The 20,225-nt window shown below is 56.7% G+C and carries 18 protein-coding genes; 9 read left to right on the forward strand and 9 right to left on the reverse strand.

Features of this window, described 5'->3' with window-relative positions:
* Positions 1-3: 3 nt before the first annotated feature.
* Together folE and DD597_RS07865 are read right to left on the reverse strand one after the other, a co-directional pair.
* A complete protein-coding gene (gene folE, locus DD597_RS07860; RefSeq protein WP_003859328.1) occupies positions 4-672 on the reverse strand; it encodes a GTP cyclohydrolase I FolE in 669 nt (222 codons plus the stop codon).
* 102 nt (positions 673-774) lie between these two features.
* Positions 775-1,923 (reverse strand): YbfB/YjiJ family MFS transporter, encoded by a 1,149-nt coding sequence (locus DD597_RS07865; protein ID WP_003859330.1) that lies wholly within the window; start codon positions 1,921-1,923, stop codon positions 775-777.
* 137 nt (positions 1,924-2,060) lie between these two features.
* Here DD597_RS07865 and fghA point away from each other — a divergent pair, with 137 nt between their 5' ends.
* Positions 2,061-2,888 (forward strand): S-formylglutathione hydrolase, encoded by an 828-nt coding sequence (fghA, locus tag DD597_RS07870; protein WP_032659588.1) that lies wholly within the window; start codon positions 2,061-2,063, stop codon positions 2,886-2,888.
* Between the two features lie 268 nt (positions 2,889-3,156).
* Positions 3,157-5,142: a ligand-gated channel protein gene (locus DD597_RS07875; protein ID WP_060580138.1), complete on the forward strand. Its 1,986-nt coding sequence runs from the start codon at positions 3,157-3,159 to the stop codon at positions 5,140-5,142.
* Between the two features lie 57 nt (positions 5,143-5,199).
* Here DD597_RS07875 and DD597_RS07880 read toward each other — a convergent pair whose 3' ends face one another.
* Positions 5,200-6,666, reverse strand: coding sequence for an amino acid permease (locus DD597_RS07880; protein ID WP_023324971.1), 1,467 nt, complete (start codon positions 6,664-6,666; stop codon positions 5,200-5,202).
* 170 nt (positions 6,667-6,836) lie between these two features.
* Positions 6,837-7,703: a DNA-binding transcriptional regulator YeiE gene (gene yieE, locus DD597_RS07885; RefSeq protein WP_003859337.1), complete on the reverse strand. Its 867-nt coding sequence runs from the start codon at positions 7,701-7,703 to the stop codon at positions 6,837-6,839.
* A gap of 97 nt (positions 7,704-7,800) precedes the next feature.
* Here yieE and DD597_RS07890 point away from each other — a divergent pair, with 97 nt between their 5' ends.
* Both DD597_RS07890 and nfo read left to right on the forward strand, forming a co-directional pair.
* Positions 7,801-8,847 (forward strand): YeiH family protein, encoded by a 1,047-nt coding sequence (locus DD597_RS07890; protein ID WP_003859339.1) that lies wholly within the window; start codon positions 7,801-7,803, stop codon positions 8,845-8,847.
* Between the two features lie 64 nt (positions 8,848-8,911).
* Positions 8,912-9,769 carry a deoxyribonuclease IV gene (gene nfo / locus DD597_RS07895; protein WP_003859342.1) on the forward strand — a complete coding sequence of 286 codons (858 nt, stop codon included), beginning with the start codon at positions 8,912-8,914 and terminating at the stop codon, positions 9,767-9,769.
* A gap of 46 nt (positions 9,770-9,815) precedes the next feature.
* Here nfo and fruA read toward each other — a convergent pair whose 3' ends face one another.
* Genes fruA through fruB form a run of 3 tightly spaced genes read right to left on the reverse strand, consistent with a single transcriptional unit; the run spans position 9,816 to position 13,586 of the window.
* Entirely contained in the window at positions 9,816-11,501 is a 1,686-nt protein-coding gene (fruA, locus tag DD597_RS07900; RefSeq protein ID WP_003859344.1) for a PTS fructose transporter subunit IIBC, read from the reverse strand.
* A gap of 16 nt (positions 11,502-11,517) precedes the next feature.
* The gene (fruK, locus tag DD597_RS07905) at positions 11,518-12,456 is read right to left on the reverse strand and encodes a 1-phosphofructokinase (RefSeq protein ID WP_006811313.1); all 939 of its coding nucleotides are present in this window, start codon (positions 12,454-12,456) and stop codon (positions 11,518-11,520) included.
* Entirely contained in the window at positions 12,456-13,586 is a 1,131-nt protein-coding gene (gene fruB, locus DD597_RS07910; protein WP_023314548.1) for a fused PTS fructose transporter subunit IIA/HPr protein, read from the reverse strand. The genes fruK and fruB overlap by 1 nt, the downstream gene beginning before the upstream one ends.
* A 75-nt stretch (positions 13,587-13,661) precedes the next feature.
* On the opposite strand from fruB, the gene DD597_RS24830 reads away from it, so the two are divergent.
* On the forward strand, positions 13,662-13,841 hold the full coding sequence (locus DD597_RS24830) for a hypothetical protein (protein WP_139152746.1): 180 nt from the start codon (positions 13,662-13,664) through the stop codon (positions 13,839-13,841).
* Positions 13,842-13,944: 103 nt separating this feature from the next.
* Positions 13,945-15,126 carry a sugar efflux transporter SetB gene (gene setB, locus DD597_RS07915; protein WP_045331133.1) on the forward strand — a complete coding sequence of 394 codons (1,182 nt, stop codon included), beginning with the start codon at positions 13,945-13,947 and terminating at the stop codon, positions 15,124-15,126.
* On the opposite strand, the gene DD597_RS07920 is transcribed toward setB, so the two are convergent.
* Positions 15,123-15,377: a YkgJ family cysteine cluster protein gene (locus DD597_RS07920; RefSeq protein ID WP_003859353.1), complete on the reverse strand. Its 255-nt coding sequence runs from the start codon at positions 15,375-15,377 to the stop codon at positions 15,123-15,125. The two genes, setB and DD597_RS07920, sit on opposite strands and share 4 nt — an antisense overlap.
* A 164-nt stretch (positions 15,378-15,541) precedes the next feature.
* On the opposite strand from DD597_RS07920, the gene yeiP reads away from it, so the two are divergent.
* On the forward strand, positions 15,542-16,114 hold the full coding sequence (gene yeiP, locus DD597_RS07925; RefSeq protein WP_003859355.1) for an elongation factor P-like protein YeiP: 573 nt from the start codon (positions 15,542-15,544) through the stop codon (positions 16,112-16,114).
* Between the two features lie 116 nt (positions 16,115-16,230).
* Here the strand turns inward: yeiP and uxuA are convergent, their stop codons facing one another.
* Complete coding sequence (gene uxuA, locus DD597_RS07930; protein WP_023324974.1) at positions 16,231-17,421, reverse strand: mannonate dehydratase; 1,191 nt, start codon at positions 17,419-17,421, stop codon at positions 16,231-16,233.
* Between the two features lie 205 nt (positions 17,422-17,626).
* On the opposite strand from uxuA, the gene DD597_RS07935 reads away from it, so the two are divergent.
* Together DD597_RS07935 and DD597_RS07940 are read left to right on the forward strand one after the other, a co-directional pair.
* Positions 17,627-19,093 carry a mannitol dehydrogenase family protein gene (locus tag DD597_RS07935; RefSeq protein WP_129256079.1) on the forward strand — a complete coding sequence of 489 codons (1,467 nt, stop codon included), beginning with the start codon at positions 17,627-17,629 and terminating at the stop codon, positions 19,091-19,093.
* A gap of 123 nt (positions 19,094-19,216) precedes the next feature.
* Positions 19,217-20,203: a GTP-binding protein gene (locus DD597_RS07940; RefSeq protein ID WP_129256080.1), complete on the forward strand. Its 987-nt coding sequence runs from the start codon at positions 19,217-19,219 to the stop codon at positions 20,201-20,203.
* The last annotated feature ends 22 nt before the right edge of the window (positions 20,204-20,225 follow it).

The raw sequence follows: 20,225 nt of genomic DNA on the forward strand, positions 1-20,225 counted from the left end.
TGATTAGTTGTGGTGACGCACGGCGCGCAGGAACTCCTGGCGGGTGTTCTGGCTCGATTTGAACAGGCCGCCCAGCGAAGTGGTGGTGGTTGCGCTGGTAGCATCACGCACGCCGCGCGCTTTCACGCAGTAGTGCACCGCGTCGATAGACACCGCCACATTGTTAGTCCCCAACAGGGTTTGCAGTGCGGTCAGGATCTGCTGCGTCAGACGTTCCTGCACCTGCGGACGCTGGGCAAAGAACTGCACAATGCGGTTGATCTTGGACAGGCCAATGACCGTATCTTTTGGAATATAGGCCACCGTTGCTTTACCATCGATGGTCACAAAGTGATGCTCGCAGGTGCTGGTCAGCGTGATATCGCGTACCGTCACCATCTCATCGACCTTCATCTTATTTTCAATGACGGTGATTTTCGGGAAGTTCGCGTAATCCAGGCCGGAGAAAATTTCGTCGACGTACATCTTCGCGATGCGGTGCGGCGTCTCCATCAGGCTGTCGTCGCTCAGATCGAGATTCAGCAGTTGCATGATCTCCGTCATATGGCCGGCGATCAGACGCTTGCGGGTAACATTGTCCAGCTCCTGCACGGGCGGGCGCAGTGGCGTTTCAAGACCGCGCGCAACCAGCGCTTCATGGACAAGGGCTGCTTCTTTACTGAGTGATGACATTCTTTTCTCCTGCAGGTGTGGCGTCTTTTGCCCTCGTTGTGGCAAAAGTATGCGCTCATTGTGCGTGAGGCGACGCACATAATCCAGTATTCACGACGATAATTATTGCAATTGCTGTTGCCTTTCAGCCTGACGGTTCCAGACTAACGCTCCGCCAACGAACAGCGCGATCCCCGCCAGCCCCAGCGCAGGTTCCAGACGGTGCGTGAGCCAGGTCGACAGAGCCGACGTGACCGGACCCACCAGCTGACCAATGGCATACCCGGTGGTGAGCAGTCCCGCCATGTAACGCGTGTGGTCTGGCGCCAGCTCGCGACCATACAGAAGAGAGAGCTGCACGGCGCAGAGGAACCCGCCGCCCACCAGCAGCCCACCCGTCAGCAAGCCGCCTATGCCCGGCAGCAACCAGGCCGCCAGCACGCCAATCCCCTGTAACCAAAGAACAATCGCCAGCCTGCGGTTAGCGCTTGATGTATGCCGCAGGGCAATGCTCAGCGCAATCCCCACCACCGAGGCGGCGCCAAATATTGGCCAGACAAACTGGGCAAACAGGCTGCCGGGAAAACGCACCGCCGCCATTTGCGATAAAAAGGTCGCCGGGAGGATATAGCCGAACCCTGCCAGGCTGTAGCTCCAGACCAGACGCCGGAGATCCGCAGTCAGCAGCAACGGCTCAGGCGCGGTACCAGGGCGATGAAGCTGACCTGCGCGCGGCAGGTAGCGCGCCACCAGTACGATCAGCACCAGCGCCAGTACGCCGTAGATTTGCCATGCCGCCCCGGCGGACAAGGATTTCGCCTGAATATAGACCGCCAGCAGGCCGCTCAGGGCGATGCCGGCCCCGGGTCCGGCAAAGACGGCCGCACTGAGTCCCGGTTTGCCCAGCTGCCCCAGCCGCTCGTTGGTCCAGGCGGCAATCAGCACCATCGACCAGCCGCTCATGCAGCCGATCACAAAGCGCAGCAGACCGTGAACAACGGCATTCTCTGCCGCCGCGGAGAGCAGCGTCAGCGCCACCGCACCGGTGATGCCAAGCCAGAGACGTGTTTCAACGAAGCGATGGGCGCGCATGGCATCCCATGCCCCTACCAGATAGCCCAGATAGTTCATTGCCGCCACCAGCCCCGCGCTGGTAAGCGTGAGTTGCCCGGCGGCTATCATCAGCGGCACCTGAGGTGTGAAGGCGAAGCGTCCTATCCCCATCGCCACGACCAGAACCACAAATCCGCTGAGCGCGATACGCAGCGCCATGATCGCTCCAATTGTTAAAGAAAAGTAAATTTATGATGCAACATCTCGCCGTCCTGCGAAAGTGAAAGTTGCTCACAGGTCAATGAAAACTCTGTATTATGCGTTGTATGAATAGTCTTTCGTATAAGGAGCCCTGCATGGAACTGCTCGAAGAGCATCGTTGTTTTGAAGGTCGACAGCAGCGCTGGCGGCACGACTCCACCACGCTGAATTGTGCTATGACGTTCAGCATTTTCCTGCCCCCTGCGGACAATCCACCGGTGCTGTACTGGCTTTCAGGCCTGACCTGCAACGACGAAAACTTCACCACCAAAGCGGGCGCCCAGCGTATTGCCGCCGAACTGGGCATTGCGCTGGTGATGCCAGATACCAGCCCGCGTGGCGAGGACGTGGCCGACGATGCCGGATACGATTTGGGTAAAGGCGCTGGCTTCTATCTCAACGCCACGGAACAACCGTGGGCGAGCCATTACCGCATGTATGACTACATTCGCGATGAACTGCCTGCCCTGGTGCACTCTCAGTTCGCGGTCAGCGAGCGCTGCGCGATAAGCGGACATTCGATGGGTGGCCACGGGGCGCTGATAATGGCGCTGAAAAATCCGGGGAAATACACCAGCGTGTCCGCATTTGCGCCGATTGTGAACCCAACGCAGGTGCCTTGGGGGCAAAAAGCCTTTAGGCACTATCTGGGTGAAGATGTAAAGAAATGGCAGGAATGGGATAGCTGCGCGCTGATGCTGGCGAGCCAGTCAGAAGACGCTATCCCGATGCTGGTGGATCAGGGTGATGCCGATCAGTTCCTCGCCGGGCAGTTACAGCCTGCGGTGCTGGCGGAAGCCGCGCGCCAGAAGGACTGGCCGCTAACGCTGCGCATTCAACCGGGATACGACCACAGCTATTACTTCATGGCGTCCTTTATTGAGGATCATCTCCGCTTCCATGCGGAACATCTGTTCAGGTAAGTTCCGCCTTTTACCCGGTAGCGCCTCCTGCCTGCCGGGTCTTTCCCCTCCCCCTCTTTACATACTTCTATCCGCTTGAATCCAGCCTGTTTTCCGTCGTCATCACTCAAACACAAATGATTTCAATTATCATTTGTGTTTACAATTCTACATTCTTTTGTACAATTCCAGGCTCTTCTCCATCTCAAAGAGTTCTTACAAGACAAAAACATACAGTTCTCAGGGTTATCCCGATGGAGTTTTTTTCATTTTTATACGGAATGTACAAATGACAATACCACGCATTAAGCTCCTGGCCGTCGCCATTGGCGCTGCCACATGTTCCCCCTTCGTTCACGCAGCCGATCAGGACACCGTTGTCGTCACTGCAACGGGTTTTGAACAAAAGATCCAGAATGCCCCCGCCTCCATCTCTGTGATTTCAAAACAGCAGATTGAAGATAAAGCCTACCGTGATGTTACCGATGCCCTGAGAGATGTCCCGGGTGTTGTCGTCACTGGCGGCGGGAGCAGCAGTGATATCAGTATTCGCGGCATGGCCTCTCAGTACACCCTGTTCCTGGTGAACGGCAAACGCGTCAGTACGCGAAGCACCCGCCCCAACAGCGACAACTCGGGTATTGAACAAGGCTGGCTGCCGCCGCTGGAGTCCATTGAGCGCATCGAGGTCATCCGCGGCCCGATGTCCTCGCTTTACGGCTCCGATGCGATGGGTGGCGTCATTAACGTCATTACCAAAAAAGTCTCGAACACCAAAGCCTGGACCGGTTCGTTGCATGGCGATGCAACCTTCCAGGAAAATCATGATTCCGGCGATATCTTCCAGACCAACGCCTACGCCTCTGGTCCCCTGATCGACGGACTTCTGGGCGCAAAGGTGACGGGGCTGTTGTCACGCCGCGCAGAAGATAAAATCGTGAACGGCTATAACGAGCAGAAAATGCGTAACGGTGGCATTACGCTGAACTTCACGCCGGACGAGAAGAACGATTTCGACCTCGACTTTGCTCGCGAACTTCAGGACAGAAACAGCACCCCGGGGATGTCGAAAGCGGCTGAAACCTGCCGGGGAACAACCTGTACGCCAAATACTAAAAGCGACTCGCGCTATGAACACACGACCTACTCGTTAACCCACAGTGGTTATTACGAAGACTTCAATACCACCAGCTATATCCAGCAGGAAGAGACCAATAATCCAGGTCGCGAAATGCGCTCCTATAACACCACCTTCAACAACCAGAACCAGATTTTCCTCGGCGATCATACGTTGACCCTCGGCGGGCAGTATCGCTATGAGAAACTGCGCGACAACGGTAATCAGCTGGAAGCTGCTGACGGCCTGAACAAACTGACGCGCTGGAGCTGGGCCCTGTTTGCCGAAGATGAATGGTCAATGACGGAAAGCTTTACGTTGACCGGCGGCCTGCGTATGGACAAAGACCAAAACTACGGTACTAACTGGACGCCGCGCGGTTACGGCGTATGGCACCTGGCCGATCAGTGGACGTTGAAAGGCGGGGTTTCTGCTGGCTATCGTGCGCCGGATCTGCGTCAGTCGTCTGCCAGCTGGGGCCAGGTGACAGGTGGCGGCCGTCTTGACGGTATCATCGTCGGCAACCCGGATCTGAAACCAGAGAAGAGCCTGAGCGAAGAGCTCGCCCTGCTCTGGGATAACAACGATAACCTGAATGCCGGCGTAACGCTGTTTAATACCGACTTCAAGGACAAAATTACGGAAGTTCGCCGCTGTAACAGCAGCGCCGATCCCGCCTGTACGATTGGCGGTCACAGCTATGATTTCGTCAGCGATCGCGTCAACGTGGACAAAGCCAACATGCGCGGTGTGGAGTCCTCCTTCGGGTGGAAGATCACGCGTGATGTGAACTGGACTGCAAACTACACCTATACAGAGTCCGAGCAGAAGAGCGGCCAGTTCTCCGGCAAGCCGCTGAACAAAATGCCGAAACACATGTTCAACACCACCCTGGACTGGCAGGCGACGCCAGACGTCGGGTTCTGGAGCCGTCTGAACCTGCGCGGTAAAACGTCTGAGTACCTGAGCCGCACGTCAATGTCCCAGGGTACGCCGTCCTACACTCAGATTGATGTCGGTATGCGCTACAACGCCAACAAAAACCTGCTGGTTACTGCCGGTGTGTATAACGTGCTCGATAAGCAGATTGATTACGATACGTATGACACCGTGCTGGATGGCCGCCGCTATACCGTTGGCATGACCTACAGCTTCTGATCTGCCCATAAAAAAGCCCGCTCAACTGAGCGGGCTAAAAGAGAGGAAGTGCGGTTATTATTTAAATCGTTCCGGGAAATCCATTTCACTGTAGCGAACGAAGCGTGTTCCTTTCGTCAGTTTGTAGCCAAACCAGATGATCAGGAACAGCGGAATGCCAATATAGGTGGCCGTGACGGCGCCCCAGTCAATGGTGTCCGCAAGGAAGGCCTCATAGTTCTGACCCAGGGTAATAATCAGGCACAGAACGAAGGCGAAGATCGGCCCCAGCGGGAAGAATCCTGACCGGTACGGCAGGTTATTCAGATCATTCCCCTGCTTGACGTACCCGCGACGGAAACGGTAGTGGCTGATGGCAATGCCCAGCCAGGCAATGAAGCCCGTCATACCAGAGGTGTTCAGCAGCCACAGGTAGACCGTCTGGTTGCCGAACATGGAGGTCAGGAAACAGAGACCCGCAATCACCGTGGTCGCATACAGCGCGTTGCGTGGCACGCCACCGCGAGACAGTTTCGAGAAAATACGCGGCGCTTTACCGTCGCAGGCCAGGGTGTAGAGCATGCGGGTGGAGGCGTACATCCCGGAGTTACCCGCAGACAGTACCGCCGTCAGGATCACCGCGTTCATCACCGCCGCCGCTGAGAGCAGACCCGCGTGCTGGAAGACAAGCGTGAACGGGCTGACGCTGATGTCTTTTACGTCGTTACGCAGCAGGCTTGGGTCGGTATACGGAATGATCAGGCTGATAATCAGGATCGCGAACACATAGAACAGCAGGATACGCCAGAACACCTGACGCACCGCGCGCGGAATATTCTTCTCCGGGTTTTCGGATTCACCGGCCGCGATACCAATCAACTCGGTACCCTGGAAGGAGAAGCCGACAATCATCGCCACGCCAATCATCGCCGAGAAGCCCCCGGCAAACGGCGCATCGCCTATTGTCCAGTTACTCCAGCCCGCCGGTTCAGCCCCTTTGAAAATACCAACGATCATCGCCACACCGACGACGATAAAGATGATGACGGTTGCCACTTTAATCAAAGAGAACCAGTATTCCGCTTCGCCGAAACCGCGCACGGAGATGTAGTTCAGCAGGAAGATGACCGCCAGGAACAGGGCGCTCCAGATCCAGCCGGGCGTGTCCGGGAACCACCAGGTCATTACCAGCTGTGCCGCGACGAGGTCAACGGCGATGGTCACCGCCCAGTTGTACCAGTAGTTCCAGCCCAGCGCGAAGCCGAAGCCTTCCTCAACGTATTTTTGTCCGTAGGTCGAAAACGAACCAGACACCGGCATGTATGCCGCCAGTTCGCCCAGGCTGGTCATCAGGAAGTAGACCATCAGGCCAATCAGGATATAAGAGAATAATGCCCCACCCGGGCCGGCTGCCGAAATTGTTGCGCCAGAGGCAACGAAAAGACCCGTACCGATGGAGCCGCCAATGGCGATCATCGTCAGGTGACGCGCCTTAAGTGCGCGACGTAGCGCGGGCGCTTGTGTGGTTTTAGTTTCTGAAACCATGTGAAAATGCTGTCCATTCAATAAATGAGGCGCGATTGTAGCAGACGATCTGCGTTGCTTCCGGCAGAAATACTCAGTTATAAGAGAGCTTCATGACTCGGCCAGGATTATAAGTAAAGCATAATTTTTCCCTCTCCCCTTTGGGGAGAGGGCCAGGGTGAGGGGCGCTTTTACATCTCGCAGTAGCGCAGAAAACGCTGGAGCGAGCTGGAAAGGTGTTTCTGACGATGATGGATGCACCACAGCGTGCGCACCAGCTTCGGCAGCGGAACGGGGATCTCAACCAGTGAGCCGGTTTCCAGCTGTTCGGCAATCACCCGTCGGGAAAGACAGCTAATGCCCAGACCATGGCGTACGGCATGCTTAATGGCCTCGGAGTTACCTAATTCCATCCCTAACTGGAACTGCGGTAGATGGGACAGCAGCAGATAATCGACAATCTCACGCGTGCCGGAGCCCTGCTCTCGCAGGATCCACTGCGCTTGCGCCAGCCGCTCCAGCGTGACCTCGCCCTGGAGTAAAGAAGAGGCCGGAGAGGCAAACACCACCAGCTCATCCTCCAGCCAGGGCTCCGCAATGATATCCACGTTGTGGCACGGCCCTTCGATAAGCCCGATGTCCACGCGGAAATCAATCACCGCGTTGATCACGTCCTGGCTGTTGCCGACGCTCATCTCCAGCGGCAGGGTCGGAAAATCCCGGCGGTAGCGGGCAATCACTTCCGGCAGGATGTAGTTACCGATCGTGCTGCTGGCGTAGACGCGAATAGCGCCGTTGTCCTCGCGGAACAGCTGTTCGATCTCCGTCGCCTGCTCCAGTAAAGCCAGGGCACGCGGATACAGCAGGCGGCCATGTTCGTTCACCACCAGCCGCTTCCCTACCCTGTCGAAAAGCTGGACGCCCAGTTGCCCTTCAAGATCGGTCAAGGCCGCGCTAACGGCGGACTGCGAGAGCGCCAGCATTTGTGACGCCTGGGTTGTCGAGCCGCTTTTCAGCACCTCGGCAAAAACTTCCAGCTGACGCAATGTAATGTGCATGGTTGCTTACCACTTATAAAGATTGATTATAAATATATAATCAATTTTATTTTTAAGCCAGAGCGCCGTAACCTTTAGCCAGACAAAGGAGAAGGTTATGTCAGAAATCACCTTACAACATCATCGTACAGTGTGGCACTTCGTGCCGGGTCTCGCGCTCAGCGCCGTGGTTACCGGCGTGGCCTTATGGGGCGGCAGTATACCGGCGGTTGCCGGTGCAGGGTTCAGCGCCCTGACGCTGGCCATTCTGCTCGGCATGGTGGTCGGGAACACCGTTTACCCGCACATCTGGAAATCCTGCGACGGCGGCGTGATTTTCGCCAAGCAGCATTTATTACGTCTCGGGATCATCCTTTATGGCTTCCGTCTCACCTTTTCGCAGATTGCGGATGTGGGGGTCAGCGGGATTGCCATTGACGTCCTGACCCTTTCGAGCACCTTTTTACTGGCGTGCTTTATCGGCCAGAAGATCTTTGGGCTGGACAAACAGACCAGCTGGCTGATCGGTGCGGGTAGCAGCATCTGCGGCGCGGCGGCGGTACTGGCAACAGAACCCGTCGTTAAAGCCGAAGCCAGTAAAGTCACGGTTGCCGTCGCGACGGTAGTTATCTTCGGTACGCTGGCGATCTTCCTGTATCCGGCCATGTATCCGCTGGTGGCGCACTGGTTTAGTCCGGAAACCTACGGCATTTATATCGGCTCAACCATGCACGAAGTGGCGCAGGTGGTGGCGGCAGGTCACGCCATTAACCCGGAAGCGGAAAACGCGGCGGTCATCGCCAAAATGCTGCGCGTGATGATGCTGGCCCCGTTCCTGATTTTCCTCGCGGCGCGGGTTAAACAGCTTGCTCCGGCAGGCGGCAGCGAGAAAAGCAAAATCACCATTCCGTGGTTTGCGATCCTGTTCATCGTGGTCGCTGTCTTCAACTCTTTCCACCTGCTGCCAAAAGCGATGGTGGATATGCTGGTCACGCTGGATACGGTCCTGCTGGCGATGGCAATGGCGGCGCTGGGCATCACCACGCACGTCAGCGCGCTGAAAAAAGCCGGGGCGAAACCGCTGCTGATGGCGCTGGTGCTGTTCATCTGGCTGATAGTTGGCGGCGGTGCGATTAACCTTGCGGTACACAGCCTGTTGGCATAAACCATCTCGTCCTTCTCCTGTTAACCCGTTATCATAGGCATTTCGGGTTAACAGGAGTCTTTTTATGAAATATGTTGGAGCGCACGTCAGCGCTGCCGGTGGCCTTGCGAATGCCGCCATTCGCGCCGCCGAAATCGAGGCGACCGCTTTCGCCCTGTTCACCAAAAACCAGCGCCAGTGGCGCGCAGCTCCCCTCACCGCGGAAGTGATTGATGACTTCAAAGCCGCCTGCGAGAAATACGGCTACGGGCCTGGCCAGATCCTTCCCCATGACAGCTACCTCATTAACCTCGGTCACCCGGTTGCCGAGGCGCTGGAAAAATCCCGCGAAGCGTTCCTGGATGAGGTTCAGCGCTGTGAGCAACTGGGGCTAACGCTGCTGAATTTCCATCCCGGCAGCCATCTGATGCAAATTGACGAAGACGCCTGTCTGGCGCGCATCGCCGAGTCAATTAACATGACGCTGGATAAAACCCAGGGCGTGACGGCGGTGATTGAGAATACCGCCGGTCAGGGCAGCAACCTCGGCTTTAAGTTTGAGCATCTGGCGGCGATCATCGACGGCGTGGAAGACAAATCCCGCGTGGGCGTGTGCATTGATACCTGCCACGCGTTTGCGGCCGGTTATGACCTGCGCACAACCGAGGCCACAAAAAATACCTTCGAGGAGTTCGAGCGTATTGTTGGTTTTAAATATCTTCGCGGTATGCACTTAAACGATGCGAAAAGCGCCTTTGGTAGCCGCGTTGACCGCCATCACAGCCTGGGCGAAGGCAACATCGGCCACGATGCGTTCCGCTTTATCATGCAGGACGCTCGCTTCGACGGTATTCCGATGGTGCTGGAAACCATCAATCCGGACATCTGGGCAGAAGAGATTGCCTGGCTGAAGGCACAGCAAACCGCTGAACAGGCGGCATAAAAAAAGCCGGGTTGCATTAGCACCCGGCTTTTTTATTGCTTACCGCTTACGCTGCTTTCGCCACAACTTCCGCTTCCGGACGTTTCAGCACCGCGTAAGAGAGGCCCGCCACCAGCGTACCGGCAACAATCGCCAGCAGATAACCCAGCACCGGCGTGATGGCGCCAGGGATCAGCAGGACAAACAGACCGCCGTGCGGCGCCATCAGTTTCGCACCTACGGCCATGGAGATAGCCCCCGTCACCGCACCACCCACGATACAGCACGGCAGAACACGCATTGGATCGCGCGCCGCAAACGGAATTGCGCCTTCGGTGATGAAGCACAGGCCCAGCACCAGCGCAGCTTTACCGCCTTCCTGCTGCGCTTTATCGAACTTACGACGGGCAATGATCGTCGCCAGGCCAAGCGCCAGCGGTGGCACCATACCTGCCGCCATGATCGCCGCCATCGGCGCGTAGGTCTGGGTACTCAGCAGGCCAACGCCAAACGCATATGCCGCTTTGTTCACCGGACCACCCATGTCGGTACACATCATACCGCCGAGGATTGCGCCCAGCAGCACCGCGTTCGCCGTCCCCATGGTTTGCAGCCAGTGGGTCAGACCTTCCAGAATGCCCGCGACCGGCTTACCGATCAGGTAAATCATCGCCAGACCGACCACCAGGCTGGAAATCAGCGGGATGATCAGGATAGGCTTCAGCGCTTCCATGCTCTGCGGCAGCTTCAGCTTCGAGCTGATCAGCTTCGCCACATAACCGGCGAGGAAACCGGCAATGATACCGCCGATAAAGCCAGAACCGGTGCTCACGGCCAGCATACCGCCGATAAGACCCGGCGTCAGACCCGGACGGTCAGCAATGGAGAAGGCGATAAAGCCCGCCAGCACTGGCACCATCAGCGCAAACGCGGAGCCGCCGCCAATCTGCATCAACGCGGCCGCCAGCGTGCCCGGCTCTTTAAACGCCTCGATACCAAAGGCGAAGGAGAGCGCAATACACAGGCCGCCCGCCACCACCATCGGCAGCATGTAGGACACGCCGGTCAGCAGGTGACGATACGCACCCGCAGACTCTTTTTTCCCTTCAGTCGCAGTTTTAGCCGCACCGGTTGCCTGATACGGTTTGGCTTCTGCCAGCGCCTTATCAAACTCCTGCGCGGTCTTCTTCAGCGCCAGGCCGGTAGAGGTACGGTACATCGGCTTGCCGGCAAACTTCGCCAGATCCACTTCGATATCCGCCGCCACAATCACCAGATCGGCTTCCGCCACCTCTTCAGGCGTGATGGCATTGCCCGCGCCAACAGAGCCGCGAGTTTCAACCTTCACCCACCAGCCACGTTTTTTCGCTTCGGTTTCAATGGCTTCAGCCGCCATAAAGGTGTGCGCCACACCTGTCGGGCAGGCCGTTACCGCAACAATGCGTTTCGGCCCAACGGCGGCAACCGGCGCCGCCTCAACAGGTGCGCTGTAAACCGTCGCATGACCTTTTGCTTCGCTCAGAAACAGTTCAGGATGTGCCACCGCGCGATTAATATCACCCAGCCACACTTTTTTGCCGTTCAGGGCGCTGTCAGCGGGGATTTTGTCGCCCAGAACAATCGCCATTTCAGCATCACCCGGGTTATCAATGATATCCAGGTGCGCTTTTTGTGCCGCCGCGCCCAGCAGGGTCTTCGCCATATAGGCACGAGCCTGTCCGAGACCGGAGTCAATGATCAGCAGCGTTTTCATTATTCCTCTCCTGCTGTTAGTTAAAAGGTTTTAAGTCAACGCGCGCCATCATCGCGGCTAACTGGGTACGATCGGTAATACCGACATTGCTCTGGCTCACGGCCAGGGCCGCAACGGCGGTAGCAAGACGTAAGGTATGTTCACTGGATTCGCGCATCAGCAGACCGTAGATCAGACCGCCAACCATCGAATCCCCGGCACCCACGGTGCTGACCACCTCCATTGAAGGCGGTTTGGCAATCCATTCCCCGGAGGCGTTAACCCACAGGGCACCTTCTGCACCCAGCGAAATCACCACGTGAGCGATACCCTGCTCGCGCAGCGCATGGGCAGCGTCAATCACATCCTTTAATTCTGGCAGCTTACGGCCCGCCCAGATCTCCAGTTCGCGGCGATTAGGCTTAACCAGCCACGGAGAGGCTTTCAGACCGGCGACCAGCGCGTCGCGGCTGCTGTCGAAAATAATGCACGGGCACTGGCTGCGCAGGCGCGTCATCCAGTCGGTGAACGCTTCCGGGCTGACGCCGGAGGGCAGACTGCCGCTGACGCACACCATGTCAAACTGGCCCAGCCAGCTCAGGGAATCGGCAACAAAGCGCTCCCAGTCAGCCGGGGTCACTTCGAAGCCGGAGAAGTTCAGATCGGTCACTTCACCGTCTTTCTCGGTCAGCTTAACGTTAATGCGGGTACGGCCCTGCACAACCTGAAAACGGTTGGCGATGCCCAACTCGCTGAACAGCTGCTGAAAACCGTCCTGGTTGTCTTTACCGAGGAAACCGCCAACGGTGACGTCGATGCCGAGATCTTTCAGCACCTTCGCCACGTTAATCCCTTTTCCTGCGGCATGCAGGCCGGTCGTCCGCACCAGGTTAACTTCGCCACGCTCAATTTCCGGGCAGAAGCCCACCAGATCGTAAGCCGGGTTCAGCGTAATGGTCGCAACACGTCTGCTCATTATGCGCCCTCCCCCAGACCGGCCGCGATGGCGTCGCCAATCGCTTTCAGCGCCTGTTCAGCATCCGCACCCTGCGCGGTAAAGCGCAGACGATGGCCTTTCTTCACGCCCAGCGCGACAACTTTCATCAGGCTGCGCCCGTTGGCTGGTTTACCCGAACCGTCCAGATTGGTCACGGTGATCTCACTTTCAAATTGTTTAATGGTATTCACCAGCATGGTGCCCGGACGGGCATGCAGGCCATGTTCGTTACGCACCACGTACTCTGCGCTCAGCAGGTCATCCGTCAGCGCATCGTCGCTGGTCAGCAGAGCCAGCACCGTCGCCGCGTCTGCGTTCAGCAGTTTTTCAGCTTTATTGTTCAGCAGCAGATCGCCCAGACGCTTCAGCACGGAAACCGGCTGATCGTCAGTCATGGCAACCGTTACCAGCATCGCGGCGCGTTCGCCGTCTGTCTCAAAGGCAACCGCAGCACGGCTGACCGCGATAGCGCTACGCAGGTTACCTTCAGCACTGTCGTTCAGCCAGATGCCCTGACCCAGGTTTAATGGCTTATCATTGATTGCGCGCGTCACAAAAGCGGAATCTGCCGCACCGACCTCTTTCAGGCGAGCCGCATTCAGCGCCTGGAGCGTTACCAGATCGGACGCAACGACGTCCAGCGTCAGGGTTTCATTATCCAGCTTCAGCGCTTCGCTCTGTTTTTCGCCCATCAGCAGGGCACGCAGTTCTTCAGCAGTGGTGGCGGATTTAAGCTGTTCCGCGACGGCATCATCACTCAGTACGTGCGTCAGCTGACGCAGCAGGCCCAGGTGTTCGTCACCGCTGGCCGCGATGCCGATCGCCACATAAGCCACCTGACCCTCGCCCCACAGCACGCCCTGCGGGAACTGAAAGACCTGCACACCGGTTTTCAGCACCTGATCGCGGGTGTCCGTGGTGCCGTGCGGAATTGCAATACCGTTACCGAGGAAGGTGGAGGTCTGCTGTTCACGCGCCAGCATGCCGTTGACGTAGCCGTCAGCCACGTTGCCAGCCTGCACGAGCGCAGCGGCGACCTGGCGAATAGCCTCTTCTTTATTCCCGGCCTGTTCGCCCGGGTGAATATCCTGAACAGATAACTGGAACATGATTCTCCTCTCCTGCTGAAATTGAATCGTTTCAGCTTAACTGAGAAAATAGGCGCTAACCTGCTTCTTCAGGACATGCAAGATAGCGCTGAAACGTTTCAAGAAGTCTTGTCTTTTCTACAAAAGGTTGCAAGAAAAGTTACATTTCTTGTTGCAGAATTTAGAAGTGCAGCACATTTCTTCTTCAGTCGGGAGGTTTTTGCTGATGTTCAGCAAACAGGTTCAGCACGCTTCAGCGAAACGGCGATAAACTGAAATGCTATTTTGATTTATTGTGGCAATCTTGATTTTGCCCTCTGTTTATTTAATGACGGGCGGCGTAAACTCCGCCTCTCTCTGTTACTCGCAAAGACTGAACATGCATAACACCCCCGCTGCCGCCTCACCAAAGCCTTTTGATTTGACGTCAACGGCGTTTTTGATCGTTGCTTTCCTCACCGGTATTGCCGGTGCGTTACAAACGCCTACGCTGAGCCTCTTTCTGACCAACGAAGTCCACGCCCGCCCGGCGATGGTTGGCTTCTTCTTTACCGGGAGCGCCATCATTGGCATTTTTGTCAGCCAGTTTCTTGCCGGTCATTCAGACCGCAAAGGCGATCGCAAAAGCCTGATCGTTTTTTGCTGCCTGCTCGGGGTATTTGCTTGCCTGCTGTTTGCCTGGAACCGTAACTACTTCATTCTGCTGTTCGTGGGCGTCTTCCTGAGCAGTTTCGGCTCGACCGCCAACCCGCAGATGTTCGCCCTTGCCCGCGAGCACGCCGACCGCACCGGGCGGGAAGCGGTGATGTTCAGCTCGATACTGCGCGCGCAGGTGTCGCTGGCGTGGGTGATTGGCCCCCCGTTAGCCTACGCGCTGGCGATGGGTTTTGGCTTTACGGTGATGTACCTCAGCGCAGCCGTGGCCTTCGTTGTGTGCGGCGCAATGGTCTGGTTCTTCCTGCCCTCCATGCGCAAAGAGCCGAAAGTGGCGACTGGTACGCTGGAAGCTCCGCGACGCAACCGCCGCGACGCGCTGCTGTTATTCATTATCTGTACGCTGATGTGGGGAACGAACAGCCTCTATATCATTAATATGCCGCTGTTTATTATTGATGAGCTGCATCTGCCGGAGAAGCTGGCCGGGATCATGATGGGAACCGCTGCGGGGCTTGAGATCCCCACCATGCTGATTGCGGGCTATTACGCGAAGCGCTTCGGCAAGCGCTTTTTGATGCGCGTCGCCGCCGTAGCCGGGCTGCTGTTTTATGTCGGTATGCTGACGGTTCATACGCCAGCCCTGCTTCTGGCTTTACAGCTGCTGAACGCCATTTACATCGGTATTCTGGCCGGTATCGGCATGCTCTACTTTCAGGACCTGATGCCGGGTCAGGCAGGCTCTGCCACCACCCTTTATACGAATACCACCCGCGTGGGCTGGATTATTGCAGGCTCACTGGCGGGCGTTGTGGCTGAAATCTGGAACTATCATACAGTGTTCTGGATTGCGCTGGTGATGTGCGTCATGACGCTGAGCTGCCTGACGCGAATCAAAGACGTTTAAGGCGCGGTGAGCGCTTCCAGCTCAAGCAGATAAGTGATGGCCTGCTGGCGCGTACTGCCGCACATTTCGGCGGTTGGCTGGAGCCCGGAGCACACCTTCGGGCGTAAAGGCGAGCCAAAGATCATGCACAGGTTAGTGTCAGAGAGCTGAACGCAGCGGGTATTGGCAGGCTTGCCCTCCGGCATGCCTGGAATGGGGCTTGAGATGGACGGTGCGGTACAGCACGCGCCACAGTCGGAACGACAATCCATACATGCTCTCTGTTGGTGGCAGATGCCCGCGCAGTCGGGCATTGCGCGCACAGTAACACCTTTTATGTATTGATAGCAAAACCCACGAATTCCGCTTGCCTGAAAGGCCGCGCGCGAGTAATTTGGCGCGATATTTTTTACCTCCCGTAAACAGGATTACTGCAATGCCAAGAGCGAACGAAATTAAGAAAGGTATGGTACTGAATTACAACGGCAAACTGCTGATTGTGAAAGATATCGACATTCAGGCACCCAGCGCCCGTGGCGCAGCAACGCTGTACAAAATGCGTTTCTCCGATGTCCGCACCGGCCTGAAAGTGGAAGAACGTTTTAAAGGCGACGATATCGTCGATACCGTAACCCTGACCCGTCGCTACGTTGATTTTTCCTACATTGACGGCAACGAATACGTGTTCATGGATAAAGAAGATTACACCCCGTATATCTTCACCAAAGATCAGATCGAAGAAGAGCTGCTGTTTATTCCTGAAGGTGGGATGCCGGACATGCAGGTGCTGACCTGGGATGGCGTGCTGCTGGCGCTGGAACTGCCGCAGACCGTTGATCTGGAAATTGTTGAAACGGCACCGGGCATCAAAGGCGCGTCTGCAAGTGCGCGTAACAAACCGGCTACCCTGACTACCGGTCTGGTCGTACAGGTGCCAGAGTACCTGTCGGCGGGCGAGAAAATCCGTATCCATATCGAAGAAAAACGCTATATGGGTCGTGCTGACTGATTGTGGCATTTGCCGGGTGGCGGCTACGCCTTACCCGGCCTACAAAAACACAAAAACCGGCCTCAGAGCCGGTTTTTCGTAGGCCCGGTAAGCGTAGCGCCACCGGGCAATGAGACTTAAAGAAGTTCAGGATACTTCGTCATTTTCAGCGCCAGCTCGATACCGCGCACTTCCGCCATCCCTTTCAGACGGCCAATCGCCGAATACCCTGGATTCGTTTTCTTGCGCAGATCGTCCAGCATCTGGTGCCCGTGATCCGGACGGAACGGGATAGGACGAACATCTCCTGCCTGCTTACGACGAACCTCTTCAGAGAGAATGGCATCCACCACCGCAACCATGTTCACGTCGCCGCCAAGATGGGCTGCTTCGTGGAAGGTTTTTGGATTCTCTTCACGGCAGGTTGCACGCAGGTGGGTGAAATGAATGCGATCGCCGAAGGTTTCGATCATCCGCACCAGATCGTTATCCGCCCGCACCCCATACGAGCCCGTACACATGGTAAAGCCGTTGTAGATGCTATCCACCGTCTCTTTTAGCCACTGCATATCTTCAATCGTAGACACAATACGCGGCAGGCCGAGGATAGGACGCGGTGGATCGTCCGGATGAACCGCCAGCCGCACGCCGACTTCTTCTGCCACCGGCACGATAGCGCGCAGGAAGCGCGCCATGTTTTCACGCAGCTGGTTTTTATCGATATCGCCATATTCCGCCAGGCGCGCGCGGAACTGATCGAGGGTATAGCCCTCTTCCGCCCCCGGCAGGCCCGCGATGATATTGCGAACCAGCTTCTCAATGTCCGCTTCACTGGCGGCATTGAACCACGCCAGCGCCTGCTGCTGCTCTTCGGCGGTGTAGTCTGCTTCCGCACCCGGACGCTTCAGAATGTGCAGCTCGAAAGCCGCAAAAGCGATTTGATCGAAACGCAGCGCCTTCGAACCATCGGCCATTACATATTCCAGGTCGGTACGCGTCCAGTCCAGAATCGGCATAAAGTTGTAGCAGACGGTATCAATACCGCAGGCTGCCAGGTTACGAATGCTCTGCTGATAATTCGCAATCCAGGTATCACACTCACCGGAGTGGGTTTTGATATCTTCGTGAACCGGAATACTTTCCACAACAGACCAGGTTAACCCCTTCTCTGCCAGCTGAGCCTGACGCTTTTGGATTTCCTCCACCGGCCACACCTGACCGTTCGGAATATGATGCAGCGCCGTGACCACACCCGTTGCGCCAGCCTGACGCACATCATCAAGAGAAACCGGATCGTTCGGCCCGTACCAACGCCAGGTTTGTTCCATTGCCCCACCCTCTCAAGTTGTTATACCAATATGTGTTACCTCAATGACGACTACCATACATGTTTAATCGAAGTGGTCAATACAGCGCGTGACATTGATTGATCAAACTCACATAACAGGGATATTTACGGCTTACCAATTTAATTTGTTGTCATATAACTTTACACTGGCATTGTTAATTAATGGTTAATCAGGTGTGTACTACATGAAGACTATTGCCTCCACCGCGCTTCCTGCTCATGTCCAGCAGCCCCGCTACGATCGCGAGCAGTTACGCTCCCGCATCGTCCATTTCGGTTTTGGCGCGTTCCACCGGGCGCATCAGGCGTTGTTAACAAACCGGGTACTAAATGCCAGAGGAGGCGACTGGGGAATTTGTGAGATTAGCCTCTTTAGCGGCGATGTCCTTATGCGCCAGCTCCGGGCGCAGGATCATCTGTTTACCGTTCTGGAGAAAGGTGCCGAAGGCAATCAGCCCATTATTATCGGTGCAGTAAAAGAGTGCCTGAACGCCAAACTCGACTCGCTGGCAGCCATTATTGAGAAGTTCTGCGAACCACAGGTGGCAATTGTCTCCCTCACCATTACCGAAAAAGGCTACTGCATCGATCCGGCGACGGGAAAACTGGATATGCAGAACAGCCGCATCCTGCACGATCTCGAGCATCCGTCTGAACCACATTCCGCACCGGGTATTCTGGTCGAAGCGCTTCATCGCCGCCGCGAGCGTGGCCTGCCGGCGTTTACCGTGCTCTCCTGCGACAATATTCCCGACAACGGCCACGTGGTGAAAAATGCTGTTCTCGGCATGGCCGGAAAGCGTTCCGCAGAGCTGGCCGCATGGATCGAGGCACACGTGAGCTTCCCTGGCACCATGGTCGACCGGATCGTGCCCGCCGCCACCGACGCCTCACTCGCGGAAATCACCCAGGAACTTGGCGTTGAAGATCCCTGCGCCATCAGCTGTGAACCGTTCATTCAGTGGGTAGTGGAAGATAACTTTGTCGCCGGACGTCCGGAGTGGGAGGTGGCAGGCGTACAGATGGTTGAGGATGTCCTGCCCTGGGAGCAGATGAAGCTGCGGATGCTGAACGGCAGCCACTCCTTCCTGGCGTATCTGGGCTACCTTGCCGGCTACGCACACATAAATGAATGTATGCAGGACGACAGCTTCCGCGAGGCTGCCCGCAGGCTGATGCTGAATGAGCAGGCCCCTACGCTGCGCATCACCAACGTTGATCTGACAGCCTATGCTGACAGCCTGCTTGACCGCTTCGCCAACCCGGCCCTACAGCATCGTACATGGCAAATCGCCATGGACGGCAGCCAGAAGCTGCCGCAACGCATGCTGGATGGGATCCGCATGCATCTTGAGCGTAACACCGCCTGGCCATTACTGGCGCTGGGGGTGGCGGGCTGGATGCGCTACGTCAGCGGGACGGACGAACAGGGCAACGCCATTGACGTCCGCGATCCGCTGAGCGACAAGTTCCAGGCCATTGTCGCCACCAGCAGCGACGCAGAACGCGTTAGCGCCCTGCTGACGTTAAATGAAATCTTTGGCGACGACCTGCCGCAAAACCCTGTCTTTGTCGAGGCAATTACCGGCGCGTACCAGCGCCTCGTCCGGCTCGGCGCGCACCAGGCCGTTATCGAAACGTTAAAAATTTAGCGATTATTGCGTTTATGGCGAACGGCATTACGCTCCGTTCGCCCTCCCTCTTCTCAATGCCCGATTTTTTCGTCAGGATGATAGGTAGTTGTTACTACATCACAATTATTTATCGGAGCGCACGTGACCAAAACCAACCTGATCACCGGTTTTCTCGGCAGCGGTAAAACTACGTCCATTCTGCATTTGCTGGCCAATAAAGATCCGGCGGAAAAGTGGGCCGTGCTGGTCAACGAATTTGGCGAAGTCGGCATCGACGGCGCGTTGCTCGCCGACAGCGGCGCGATGGTGAAAGAGATCCCGGGCGGGTGTATGTGCTGCGTGAATGGTCTGCCGATGCAGGTCGGGCTGAATACGCTGCTGCGTCAGGGCAAGCCGGACCGGTTGCTGATTGAGCCTACCGGGCTGGGTCATCCTAAGCAAATCCTTGATTTACTGACCGCCCCGGTCTACGAGCCGTGGCTTGAGCTGCGTGCGACGCTTTGCCTGCTCGACCCCCGCCAGCTGCTGGATGAAAAAACGATCAACAACGACAATTTCCGCGACCAGCTCGCCTCGGCAGATATTATCGTGGCGAATAAATCCGATCGCGCGACGGCTGAGAGTCAGGCCGCGTTCGAGTCCTGGTGGCAGCAGGCTGGCGGTGGACGTCAATACGTGCAGACCACCCAGGGCAACATTGATGGCGCCCTGCTCGATCTTCCCCGCCTCAACCAGACGCAACTGCCTGCCAGCGCAGAGCATTCGCATAGCCACGGCGCGAAGCAAGGCCTGGCTGCACTGAGCCTGCCGGAACATCAGCGCTGGCGTCGAAATTTGAACAGCGGTCAGGGGCACCAGGCCTGCGGGTGGATCTTCGATGCCGATACGGTTTTCGACACCATTGGTATACTGGAATGGGCGAGACTGGCGCCGGTTGAGCGGGTAAAAGGGATCATGCGCACTCCGGATGGTCTGGTGCGCATTAACCGTCAGGGCGAGGATTTCTTTATTGAAACCCAGAATGTCGCGCCACCCGACAGCCGGATAGAGTTAATTAGTGCGGTTAAAACCGACTGGAATGCTCTCCAGTCAAGCCTGTTGAAGCTTCGTTTAAGTTTGGGCGGCTAACGTTGCCCCTGATTTCACACAT

Origin of the sequence: Enterobacter cloacae complex sp. 677-3DZ2D5B (genome assembly GCF_004136695.1) — a bacterium.
GTDB classification, from domain to species: Bacteria; Pseudomonadota; Gammaproteobacteria; order Enterobacterales; family Enterobacteriaceae; genus Enterobacter; species Enterobacter hormaechei_C.

Excerpts from the sequence above, each read along its gene's own strand:
- folE (WP_003859328.1), bottom strand. The coding sequence starts at position 672 with ATGTCATCACTCAGTAAAGAAGCAGCCCTTGTCCATGAAGCGCTGGTT.
- DD597_RS07865 (WP_003859330.1), bottom strand. The coding sequence starts at position 1,923 with ATGGCGCTGCGTATCGCGCTCAGCGGATTTGTGGTTCTGGTCGTGGCG.
- fghA (WP_032659588.1), top strand. The coding sequence starts at position 2,061 with ATGGAACTGCTCGAAGAGCATCGTTGTTTTGAAGGTCGACAGCAGCGC.
- DD597_RS07875 (WP_060580138.1), top strand. The coding sequence starts at position 3,157 with ATGACAATACCACGCATTAAGCTCCTGGCCGTCGCCATTGGCGCTGCC.
- DD597_RS07880 (WP_023324971.1), bottom strand. The coding sequence starts at position 6,666 with ATGGTTTCAGAAACTAAAACCACACAAGCGCCCGCGCTACGTCGCGCA.
- yieE (WP_003859337.1), bottom strand. The coding sequence starts at position 7,703 with ATGCACATTACATTGCGTCAGCTGGAAGTTTTTGCCGAGGTGCTGAAA.
- DD597_RS07890 (WP_003859339.1), top strand. The coding sequence starts at position 7,801 with ATGTCAGAAATCACCTTACAACATCATCGTACAGTGTGGCACTTCGTG.
- nfo (WP_003859342.1), top strand. The coding sequence starts at position 8,912 with ATGAAATATGTTGGAGCGCACGTCAGCGCTGCCGGTGGCCTTGCGAAT.
- fruA (WP_003859344.1), bottom strand. The coding sequence starts at position 11,501 with ATGAAAACGCTGCTGATCATTGACTCCGGTCTCGGACAGGCTCGTGCC.
- fruK (WP_006811313.1), bottom strand. The coding sequence starts at position 12,456 with ATGAGCAGACGTGTTGCGACCATTACGCTGAACCCGGCTTACGATCTG.
- fruB (WP_023314548.1), bottom strand. The coding sequence starts at position 13,586 with ATGTTCCAGTTATCTGTTCAGGATATTCACCCGGGCGAACAGGCCGGG.
- DD597_RS24830 (WP_139152746.1), top strand. The coding sequence starts at position 13,662 with ATGCAAGATAGCGCTGAAACGTTTCAAGAAGTCTTGTCTTTTCTACAA.
- setB (WP_045331133.1), top strand. The coding sequence starts at position 13,945 with ATGCATAACACCCCCGCTGCCGCCTCACCAAAGCCTTTTGATTTGACG.
- DD597_RS07920 (WP_003859353.1), bottom strand. The coding sequence starts at position 15,377 with ATGGATTGTCGTTCCGACTGTGGCGCGTGCTGTACCGCACCGTCCATC.
- yeiP (WP_003859355.1), top strand. The coding sequence starts at position 15,542 with ATGCCAAGAGCGAACGAAATTAAGAAAGGTATGGTACTGAATTACAAC.
- uxuA (WP_023324974.1), bottom strand. The coding sequence starts at position 17,421 with ATGGAACAAACCTGGCGTTGGTACGGGCCGAACGATCCGGTTTCTCTT.
- DD597_RS07935 (WP_129256079.1), top strand. The coding sequence starts at position 17,627 with ATGAAGACTATTGCCTCCACCGCGCTTCCTGCTCATGTCCAGCAGCCC.